Below are 9285 nucleotides of genomic sequence, written 5' to 3'. Positions count from 1 at the left end.
GCCCCTGGGTGCTGCGCGAGGCCTATTGCCGGGCGGTTCTGGCTCACGCGATGCGGATTAACCTCGACGGGTCGGAGAGCGAACTGACCGTTGACAACGAGGCGCGCGCGATGGCGACGGCCCGTCTTGCGCTGATCGCCGCCCGCAAGGCGCAAGAGCCCGAGCGCAAGGCGCGCGCCGCCGCAGCTAAACCGCCGCCGCCGGCCCCCCTGCCCGAGCCCGAGCATGCGCCGCCGGTCGCGCCAGAGCCCGCCCCGGAGCCGCCGAGGGCGCGGAAGATCCTCACCCTCGGCGCGTCCGCAAAGGAGACCTTGCTCAAGCGAGGGCTCGGGACGACGGAAGTCGTGACCACCATTCAGCGCCGGGCGCGATGAGAGCGCCGCCGTAGGCGACAAGCCTTATGTCTACATGCCGATGTAGACATAAAACTGGGGTGGACTGTGCGATGAGTGGCCGGAGGTTCCGCCAGGCGGCCCGCTGAGCCGCCTTGAGCCTTCGCCCGGCCTCCGGGGCCGCCTGGCGGCGGAGAAAGTGCGCCAGCGGGCCGCCTGGGGCCGGCAAGCGGCAAGCTCCAATCACCGCGACGTGAGTTTCGTGAGCTCCTTTGGATCGAACCCGCGGTGCGGCATCGGCTCCCCAGCTACCCGCCCCGGCCCACGAAGGCAGACCACCCACCATGTTTGGTCAATGCAGGTGCTCACCATAAAAACCTCATCCGGCGCATCGGGCGTGGTCGCTTCCGCTGGAACCAATGCGTCGGCAACGAGGAAATGATTGGTCAGCTGCAGATCGTCTTCCTCAAGGACGAGGACCGTTCGCGCGCCCGAATCCCGCTTCCACTTGGCGAGCTTCGGAGACTTGCACTCACTCGCTGTCTTGAGACGCGCCGCGCGCTGTTGTTCGAGATTGGCAGGGGCAACTCCTTTCATCGTGAACCGACCGCACAGGGGACTGCCGCTTGGGAAATAGGGCCCTTCAAGCGAGGCCCTATGCAGAGAAAAACGGAACGGAACACCATCGGCGGACTCACCCAGAGGCAGGTTGCGGTACCGCCAGTCAAGCGGGGCGACCGGAACGCACGCCGCGTTCGCCTCGATCCATTTGATGAGGGCGTCTTGCACCTTTCCGACTTTGCGCCCGGTCAACCCTGCGGGCGCGCCGACGGGAACGATAAGTTCCCACCACTCCCGATCTGATCGATGATCGAAACGCTCGATGATCGGGGCGAAGAGGCTCCGGCTTCGGACCTCCAACTCGATTTGGTTGGGGAAGGGCTGGATGCTCGTGTGCTCGAAGGCATAGAGCGTTTGGCCAATCGTGCAAACGTAGTCGACTCTCCGCTGCTCGTCCGGATCATTCAGTTCGTCGGGCGACCGGCCATCGTTCTTGCGAGGCGCATGATCGCGCGCTTCGATGAACCGGAGAACGGCATCGAGCGCCTTGCCCTCATTGTACCTGTCAGCCATCGAATCCGCCCTCCCGCCCCGACAGCCGCAGGATGACGTCGGAGCTTCACCCGACCGCCGACGGCGTCGAAGTGTGCGAGCACTATCTGTCACGCACTGACGCCTTGGCTGTCATCATGTATGTCCGACACCTTATCGCGATGGTGGCGCCCGCCGGCGACGAGGGCGCCCTGATGGCGTACGAGGCGGCGATCGAAGGCGCTCGGCTGCGCGCATGATCTCGACTGGGAAGACCGCGGGCGAAGGGTGACGCGGGAGATGACGCCCGGCCGATCCTCAAGGAGACGAACCAACCATGCTCCCGATCACTGATGAGCAGGCGAAGCTTGGTTCGGGTATTTTCACGCCCGTCGGTCATGATGTTGAGTTGTGCAGCCCCACCAGAGCGGATTGTCTCGCGTTCTCTGCCGGTTACGGCATGTCGTCGCCGTCACTTTGCACCGAGAGTGAAGCAGACCCCAATTAAGTGCCAACCGACAGCTGGAATTGACCTTCGGACGCTGGCGATCGGGCATCGAACAGAATAGCGGTCACAGTCACCAGCCTGTAGTGAAGACCTCGTCGTCTAACGCCATGATTTTGTGGGGCGACCCCTTCAAAACTGGCTGCGCTGGGCTTGGCCTCGACCCTGAGCACGGCAGGTTTCGGCCCCGCCAGCGCGTCAGCCAGATGAGTGCCCCCCCCCCGCACTCGGCGGCTCGCGAGATTCCCAACCAATCACGAAAATGTGATATTGCACTGCACAATAAATATTGCGATGCACAATCACACCCGCCATATAGGCCTCCGTCCCAGGGTCATTGGAACTGGGTCCCATAGATCAACCGGAGAATGGAGTGCAATATGAGCGCGGACACGCATGACGAAAGCAAATCGGGGGCGTTTGAGGCCCTTGCGCCAGTCGCTGGCGCCCTAGAGGGCGTTCTCAGCGTCGAGGCTCCCAAGGCGCGCGACTTTGTGAAGCGGATAGGCGAGGTCGGCGAGAAGTGGGCGGCCGAGGGAAATGCGGCTCTGGAAAAGGCGAGCACGAATGCGGACAACGCCGTCCTCGGGGCCTATCGCGACATCGCGAAGGCGCGCTGCGCCATCCGGGCGGCGGCGTTCCAGGAAGCCGAGGCGTGGTTCGCCGGGCTCGGCAAGCTCTCGTCAGCGACGTCGGTGACCGAAGCGGTCCACGTTCAAGCGGACTTCCTCCGCGCCCGCAGCGAAGCCGCTGGAAACCGAATCAAGGCGATTGCGGACTACGTGGACGTGAAGGCCTCGGAGTGGAGAAAGCCCGCGCCGGTTAAGGCCTTTCCGAAACCGGAAAAAGCCAAGGCCGCCTGATCGATCGAAATCCTGGCGCAAGCGAAGGCTCGCTTCCGCGAGCCTTTTTCGCCATCGTCGGCCTCGTCGCCGAGCGGCGGCGCCCGAAGGGACGCGGATTTCATGGTCGCAAACGGAAGCCCAAGGCTGCCTCGCACTTCCAGCGATGCCAATGCATGGCCGATTGAGGCGCATCAAGACGATCGCTGCTTGCGGTGCTTTGCGGATCCTTGGCTCTACTCGTCGTCGCCCGCGCCATAAAGATCGGGCATCCTGCGTTCGGCTTTGTGGCCGCCTTCGCCGAAGTGGCGGCGATTTGCGGGCTCGCGGATTGGTGCGCGGTCGTCGCCTTGTTTTGTCGGCGGCTTGGGCTGCCGATTCCGCACACCGCGACCATCCCCGACAATCACCATCGCATTCCCGACAAGCTCGGAGAGTTCATCGAGGAGCATTTTCTCGACGCGCGCCAGTCGAAGCGAAGCTCAATGAGACCGATTTCGCTTCGTTATTCAGCGACTGGCTCGACGATCCAAAGCACAGTGCGGATCCCGGGCGCGTCATGCGGAATCTCCTGCCCGAGGGGATCGAGGCGGCCGAGAGCTCCGGGTTGAAGACCTTTCTCGCCCGTCGCGCGCAACGCCGAGCTCCAATCGATCGACTTGAAGCCAGCTCGCTGCGGGCGTGTTGCGCACGTTCGATCCTCACCAGCCCCGAGCATCCTGTTCGCGGCGAGCGCAGGGGGAGAGGCCCCTGCGCTCCAACATCGGCTCGCACAGCTGTTGCGGGAGGTGGGGGCCCAACTCGCCGCAGATCCCGAAATGCTGGCCGAGATCAATCGAGGATGCGTCATGGCGGCGAGCAGGTTCATCGCCGAGCATAAGAGCGGAGTGTCGACCTTCTAAATTAGCCGATCAGGTAAAGTCGTGAGCCATGGGCGAGCTGATCAACCTGATCGAGATCAACGCCGGCAAGGACCCGCAGTACTCGCTTCAACGGCGCCTTGATTGGCGGCCTGGCCGGCCTCTTGCTTCATTTCGGGCAATTGCTGCTGCGCATCGGCTAGCGGGTCCATTCGCGTGGGAGCTCGGTGGCTTCAATCGGCGCGCGAGACCAGGATCTTCGGCGAGAGCGGGCGGCGGCCGGAGCGGAACGCGCTTGGCGACTTCCCGTCCACCTGCAGGCGAGACTCACTTTGGCTGTTTCGGACCTTGAGCAAATTCGCAATGGGACAATAGTGTGGTAAGGTTGGCGCCGCTTCGCAGAACCCGTGGTCGAGCGCCAGGATCAGGAACGGCTCGGCCGACGAGCTGATGTCGAAGGGAGGAAGGCCGTGGCGATGCAGGGCGCTTCCGCGCGGAAGGCCGAGACTGCCCTGCGCCCGGCCGTCGCCGGAGATTCTTACCGCGTCGCCGAGCTGCTGGACGGGAAGGAACGCGCCGTGGTGCGCCGGGTGCGGGACTTCATGGAGATCGAGGTCGCGCCGGTCATCGAGGACTATTGGGCGCGCGACAGATTCTCGTTCGAGATCATTCCGGGCGGGCCCGCGAGATAGCTGGAATTGCGGCGAGGAGGTTTAAGTGGGCGAGTTTACGATTTCTCAGCTCAGTGAGCGCATCGGCCAGGAGCTCGGCGTATCGGACTGGGTCACGATCGACCAATCCCGCATCGATGCCTTCGCCGCATGCACCGGGGATGATCAATGGATCCATGTCGACGTCGAGCGGGCCAAGCGCGAAAGCCCGTACGGCGGGCCGGTCGCGCATGGCTATTTGATGCTCGCCATGATCGCGCCTCTCAGCCTCGAGATCGGCGTTCTCCCCAAGGACGCGGCGGCCGGCCTCAACTACGGCGTCGACAAGGCGCGCTTTCTCGCTCCCGTGCCGGCCGGCGCCCGGGTGCGCCTGCGCGTCGTCCTCACCGGCGTCGAGCCGAAGGACGGCGGACAGGCGATCATGAAGGCCAAAAGCACGTTGGAGGTCGAGGGATCGGACAAGCCCGCCGTGGTCGCCGAGACCTTGGCGTTCCTCATTCCGGCCAAAGGGACTCAGAAGTCATGAGCAACCAGAACCCCTCCGAGGCGCAGAAGACGGACAGCATGTCCGAGCGAGCCTCACGCGATACTTTGGCGCTCAACCCCCTCGTCGCCTTTCGCGGCAAGGATCTGCTCGACAGCGCCGGGACTTTCTTCAAGGGGATGATCAACGAACCGCTGGTCGCGGCCGACGAATGGTTGTCGTTCATCGGCGAATTGACCGGGATCGCGAGCGGCAAGTCCGAACGCGCGCCTCAATCCGGCGACAAGAGATTCGGAGACCCGGCCTGGAAGACGAGCCCGCTGCACAGCGGGCTGCTCAAAGCCTATCTCGCTTGGGGCGAGGCGCTTGACGATTTCGTCGGCAAGACGAGCCTGAGCGACGCCGACAAGGAGCGAGCCCATCTTTTTACGACGATTCTGGTCGACGCCCTGGCGCCGACCAACAGCCTCCTCGCCAACCCCGCCGCTGCGAAAAGGCTGATCGATTCAGGCGGCCAGAGCCTGCTTAGCGGGCTGAAGAATTATCTCGAGGACCTGGTCAAGAGCGGCGGGATGCCCTCGCAGGTCGACATGTCCGCTTTCAAGGTCGGCGAGAATCTCGCCAACACACCGGGTGCCGTGGTGTTTCGCAACGACGTCATCGAGCTCATTCAATATGCGCCGATGACGCCCAAAGTCTGGAGGCGGCCCCTTGTGATGGCGCCGCCGCAGATCAACAAGTTCTATGCGATGGATTTGTCGCCCGACAAGAGCATCGTCAGGTTCATGCTCGAAAGCGGCATACAGACCTTCTGCGTCAGCTGGCGCAACCCGACCGCCGCCAACCGCGATTGGGGGCTCGACACCTATGTCGCGGCGCTCGACGAGGCCGTCGACGCGGTTCGCGAGATCGCCGGCGTCGACGAAGTCTCGATGTTGGGAACGTGCTCTGGCGGAATCACCTCCGCGGCTTACCTGGCGACGCTTGGTTTGGCGAAAATCAAGAACCTGGCTCTCTTCGTCTGCCTGCTCGACACGGGAGGCGCCGACGAAAGCGCATTTGGTTCGCTGATCACCCCCGAAACGATGAGGGCGGCCAAAGAGGCCTCGCGATTGCGCGGCGTTCTCGATGGGCAGGATCTGGCCCGCATGTTCGCCTGGATGCGGCCGAACGACCTGATCTGGAACTACTGGGTCAACAACTACCTGCTCGGCAACGCGCCGCCGGCCTTCGACATCCTCTACTGGAACGCCGATACGACCCGGCTGCCGGCCCGTCTCCACGGCGACTTTATCGACCTTTATTTCACTAATCCCTTCGTCAAGGCCGGCAAGCTCACCCTGAACGGACAGACTGTCGACATGGGTCGCGCAAGGGGCAAGGTCGACGCCTATGTCGTGGCCGGCCTCACCGATCACATCACGCCCTGGAAAGCGGTCTTCAAGACCGCGCGTATTCTCGGGGACAACGCGACCTTCGTGCTCTCGAACAGCGGGCACTTGCAGAGCCTTCTCAATCCGCCGACCAACAAGAAGGCGTCCTATATGATCGGCCCCGCAAGCGCGGCCGACCCGGACGCCTTCCAGTCGCGCGCGGAGAAGCGGCAAGGCAGCTGGTGGCTCGATTGGCGCGACTGGCTCGCCGGTCGTTCGGGCGATGAGATCGAGGCGCCGAAATCGGCGGGCGACGAGCGTCATCCCGTTCTCATGCCGGCTCCCGGGAGCTATGTCGTTGAACGATAGGTCCGCCATCGGGATGGACGTAGCTGCCGGCAGATCGGGCGACATCGAGGCGCGGACGACGCTGGTGGGCGACCAGCAGCTCATGGTCGCCGTGAAGCGCGGCGACGAGTCCCGCCCGCCCCTCCTCCTGTTCAACGGCATCGGCGCGAACTGGGAGCTGGCGAAGCCGTTTCTCGAAGCGCTCAGCGATACGAAGGCGATCATTTTCGACATGCCGGGAATCGGCGGCTCTTCCTCACCGAGACGGCCCTACCGCCCCTCAGGCGTCGCTCGCCTGGCCGCGCGCCTCGTCGCCGACCTTGGGCATCAGGAAATCGACGTCGCCGGCGTTTCCTGGGGCGGCGGGATCGCGCAGGAATTCGCCCATCAAAATCCTCGATTGTGCAGACGTCTGGTGCTGGCTGCGACGTCGCCGGGCGCGATCATGATTCCGGGCCGTCCACGGGCGTTGTTGCGCATGGCGACGCCGCGCCGCTACTGGGACAAAGCCCATATGACGAAGATTGCGCCCGAGATTTACGGCGGCTCGTTCAAGAACGACCCGTCGATGATCGGCCGGCACGTCGAGGGGATGTTCGGTGCCTCGAGCGTAGGATACGTGTATCAGTTGCTGGCGATGGTCGGGTGGACCAGTCTCCCCTGGCTGAGGAGCCTCCGGCAGCCGACTCTCATCCTCATGGGGCGCGACGATCCGCTTGTGCCTTTAGCCAACGGCCATGTCCTGGCGCGCTTGATCCCCAACGCGCGCCTCGAGGTCATCGATGACGGACATCTCTTTATCGTGACGCGTCCCGTGGAAACGGCGCGACGGATCGAGAGATTCTTGGTCCATGAACGCTGAGGGAGATGGCCTTCTCAGAAGGATCCGCCGGGGATAGGCAAGGAGTGAAGGGGGGCCGAATTCACAAACGGAGGATACAATGAACAAAGAGACCGAATCGTATGTCGACATGCTACGCAAGTTCGGAACCAACTTCGGGCTTCCGCAAGTCGATGTCGAGAAATTGATCGAGACCAATCGCAAGAACATCGAAGTGCTCGGAGAATCGGCGAAGGCCGGCGTGGGCGGCGCGCGCACCGTGGCGCAGAAGCAGCGCGAGGTGCTCGAAGCGGGTCTGCGCGAAGCTACGGCGCTTGCCCGCAGCTATAAGCCGCTCGGCAATCCGCAGGAAATCCTCGCCAAGCAGACTGAGTTCGCAAAGAAAGTCTTTGACACCGCTGTCCAGGGCGCTCGTGAGTCGGCCGAAGCCTCGCTGCAATCCACCGCCGAGGCGGTGAAAATCATCCAGGAGCGAATGAAGGCGAACCTGGAGGAACTCCGCCGCAGCGTCAGCCGTCACGCCGGAGGGTCCGACAAACCGAAGACCTGACGCTGCAAACGCGTCGGTGAAGGACGCGTAACATCAAGAGCGACGAAAATGGCGCTTTCAATCGACTTCGCCGGAAGACATGTTTTCGTGTTCGGCGGAACCACGGGCATCAATTTCGGCGTTGCCGAGGCGTTCGCCAAGCATGGTGCCAACCTCACGGTGGTCAGTCGAAAACAGGAAAACGTCGACAACGCTGTTGCCGCGCTTCGCCTCCACGGCGGTGACCCCGTCGGGGCGACCGGCGACGTGCGCGACATGGAGGCGGTCGACCGAGCCTTGCAGGCCGGCTGCGCTCGGCATGGAGCGATCGACGTTCTCGTGTCGGGGGCGGCCGGCAATTTCCTGTCGGCCGCCAACGACCTCTCGTCCAACGGTTTCCGCGCCGTGGTCGACATCGATCTGATCGGCACGTTCCATGTCATGCGCGCGACGTTCCCTCGCCTTACGAAACCCGGCGCGTCCGTCATCAACATCACGGCGCCACAGTCCTTCGTGCCGATGCGCTACCAAGCGCACGTGTGCGCTGCGAAGGCCGGCGTCGATCAGATGACGCGGGTCCTTGCGCTCGAGTGGGGAGTGGACGGAGTTCGCGTGAATTCGATCTCCCCCGGCCCCATAGCCGGCACGGAAGGAATGCGGCGGCTGTCGACCCCTGAGGCGGAGAAAGCCATGCTCGAAGCCATCCCGTTGAGGCGGATGGGCTCCAGGGAAGACATCGCGTGGCTGGCGATGTTCTTGTCGTCGCCTTACGCCAGCTACATTTCCGGCGCGGTCATTCCCTGCGACGGCGGCGGGGCCATGGAAAGCGTCAAGCCGATGATTGAGGCGGCAGGAAAAATCGATGCCGCGCAAAAGGCGACCGCACAAGCGCGCGTCGATTAGTCCCCTGGCAAAACACTAGTACATCGATTCCTTGAAACTTCACGCTCGCGGCTTTGGCCCCTCGCGTGCGAAATGTTGGAGTTCCATCGGCAGGATACGATTCGAATTTTGGAAACGCTTTACTAGGTACCAACCAGGAACGCGTGCTTCTGGGCTGGCGCCGCGCTCTCGAAGCCTCCTCACAACCAATCAATCCACAAAGCTGGATGCTCGCAGCCCTAGGACAAGGCGCTTACCAACAGCTAACCATCATGACGGCGGGCAGTCGCCCCCAATGATGAGAGGCGCTTGCGGCTGTCTTTGGGGTAGAGTGCCGGTGCGGGAGACTTCGAGTGAGAGGTCGCTCTTAGTTTGGCGGTTACACCCCGACAGCTAACCGGACCCATCTGGTCAGTCCGTACCCCAAATTGTCGCGCAAGCGGAGCTTGCAGCACGCACGGTAAATTGGCCCATGTCGCGCAAGCGGCACGGGTATTCCTGCCCAGACCCTCGAAGCCTCTCGCAC

Annotated in this window: 13 protein-coding genes; 11 read left to right on the top strand and 2 right to left on the bottom strand. The window is 63.3% G+C overall.

Annotated elements, in window-relative coordinates; translation table 11 throughout:
- On the top strand, window positions 1-374 hold a 374-nt coding region (locus tag ACLP25_RS08245; RefSeq protein ID WP_442468725.1), incomplete at its 5' end, for a hypothetical protein.
- 201 nt (window positions 375-575) lie between these two features.
- Here ACLP25_RS08245 and ACLP25_RS08240 read toward each other — a convergent pair.
- On the bottom strand, window positions 576-1145 hold the full coding sequence (locus tag ACLP25_RS08240; RefSeq protein ID WP_442468724.1) for a hypothetical protein: 570 nt from the start codon (window positions 1143-1145) through the stop codon (window positions 576-578).
- A gap of 54 nt (window positions 1146-1199) precedes the next feature.
- Here ACLP25_RS08240 and ACLP25_RS08235 point away from each other — a divergent pair, with 54 nt between their 5' ends.
- The 3 genes from ACLP25_RS08235 (at window position 1200) to ACLP25_RS08225 (ending at window position 2792) form a co-directional block, all read left to right on the top strand.
- The gene (locus ACLP25_RS08235; protein ID WP_442468723.1) at window positions 1200-1502 is read left to right on the top strand and encodes a hypothetical protein; all 303 of its coding nucleotides are present in this window, start codon (window positions 1200-1202) and stop codon (window positions 1500-1502) included.
- Entirely contained in the window at window positions 1499-1684 is a 186-nt protein-coding gene (locus tag ACLP25_RS08230) for a hypothetical protein (RefSeq protein ID WP_442468722.1), read from the top strand. Before ACLP25_RS08235 ends, ACLP25_RS08230 begins: the two co-directional genes overlap by 4 nt.
- Before the next feature lie 625 nt (window positions 1685-2309).
- Entirely contained in the window at window positions 2310-2792 is a 483-nt protein-coding gene (locus tag ACLP25_RS08225) for a hypothetical protein (protein ID WP_442468721.1), read from the top strand.
- Between the two features lie 215 nt (window positions 2793-3007).
- Here the strand turns inward: ACLP25_RS08225 and ACLP25_RS08220 are convergent, their stop codons facing one another.
- Window positions 3008-3223: a hypothetical protein gene (locus ACLP25_RS08220; protein WP_442468727.1), complete on the bottom strand. Its 216-nt coding sequence runs from the start codon at window positions 3221-3223 to the stop codon at window positions 3008-3010.
- Here ACLP25_RS08220 and ACLP25_RS08215 point away from each other — a divergent pair.
- The 7 genes from ACLP25_RS08215 to ACLP25_RS08185 all read left to right on the top strand — a co-directional run bounded on the left by ACLP25_RS08215 (window position 3122) and on the right by ACLP25_RS08185 (window position 8780).
- Window positions 3122-3382, top strand: a complete 261-nt coding sequence (locus ACLP25_RS08215; RefSeq protein ID WP_442468726.1) for a DUF445 family protein — start codon at window positions 3122-3124, stop codon at window positions 3380-3382. The two genes, ACLP25_RS08220 and ACLP25_RS08215, sit on opposite strands and share 102 nt — an antisense overlap.
- Window positions 3383-4101: 719 nt before the next feature.
- Entirely contained in the window at window positions 4102-4323 is a 222-nt protein-coding gene (locus tag ACLP25_RS08210; protein WP_442468720.1) for a hypothetical protein, read from the top strand.
- Between the two features lie 25 nt (window positions 4324-4348).
- Window positions 4349-4828, top strand: coding sequence for a MaoC family dehydratase (locus ACLP25_RS08205; protein ID WP_442468719.1), 480 nt, complete (start codon window positions 4349-4351; stop codon window positions 4826-4828).
- A complete protein-coding gene (locus ACLP25_RS08200; RefSeq protein ID WP_442468718.1) occupies window positions 4825-6528 on the top strand; it encodes an alpha/beta fold hydrolase in 1704 nt (567 codons plus the stop codon). Before ACLP25_RS08205 ends, ACLP25_RS08200 begins: the two co-directional genes overlap by 4 nt.
- Window positions 6518-7369, top strand: coding sequence for a poly(3-hydroxyalkanoate) depolymerase (gene phaZ, locus ACLP25_RS08195; protein WP_442468717.1), 852 nt, complete (start codon window positions 6518-6520; stop codon window positions 7367-7369). Before ACLP25_RS08200 ends, phaZ begins: the two co-directional genes overlap by 11 nt.
- A gap of 79 nt (window positions 7370-7448) precedes the next feature.
- Window positions 7449-7898, top strand: coding sequence for a phasin family protein (locus tag ACLP25_RS08190; protein WP_442468716.1), 450 nt, complete (start codon window positions 7449-7451; stop codon window positions 7896-7898).
- A 48-nt stretch (window positions 7899-7946) separates the two neighbouring features.
- On the top strand, window positions 7947-8780 hold the full coding sequence (locus tag ACLP25_RS08185; RefSeq protein WP_442468715.1) for an SDR family oxidoreductase: 834 nt from the start codon (window positions 7947-7949) through the stop codon (window positions 8778-8780).
- Window positions 8781-9285 lie beyond the last annotated feature (505 nt).

The organism is Roseiarcus sp., from assembly GCF_052145395.1.
Classification (GTDB): Bacteria; Pseudomonadota; Alphaproteobacteria; order Rhizobiales; family Beijerinckiaceae; genus Roseiarcus.
Note: the sequence above shows the minus strand (reverse complement) of the source record. Positions and strands in the feature narration are given on the sequence as shown.

What these genes read in the sequence shown, in the direction of transcription:
- ACLP25_RS08235 (WP_442468723.1), top strand. Translation starts at nt 1,200, where the DNA reads ATGATCGAAACGCTCGATGATCGGGGCGAAGAGGCTCCGGCTTCGGAC.
- ACLP25_RS08230 (WP_442468722.1), top strand. Translation starts at nt 1,499, where the DNA reads ATGACGTCGGAGCTTCACCCGACCGCCGACGGCGTCGAAGTGTGCGAG.
- ACLP25_RS08225 (WP_442468721.1), top strand. Translation starts at nt 2,310, where the DNA reads ATGAGCGCGGACACGCATGACGAAAGCAAATCGGGGGCGTTTGAGGCC.
- ACLP25_RS08220 (WP_442468727.1), bottom strand. Translation starts at nt 3,223, where the DNA reads ATGCTCCTCGATGAACTCTCCGAGCTTGTCGGGAATGCGATGGTGATT.
- ACLP25_RS08200 (WP_442468718.1), top strand. Translation starts at nt 4,825, where the DNA reads ATGAGCAACCAGAACCCCTCCGAGGCGCAGAAGACGGACAGCATGTCC.
- ACLP25_RS08190 (WP_442468716.1), top strand. Translation starts at nt 7,449, where the DNA reads ATGAACAAAGAGACCGAATCGTATGTCGACATGCTACGCAAGTTCGGA.
- ACLP25_RS08185 (WP_442468715.1), top strand. Translation starts at nt 7,947, where the DNA reads ATGGCGCTTTCAATCGACTTCGCCGGAAGACATGTTTTCGTGTTCGGC.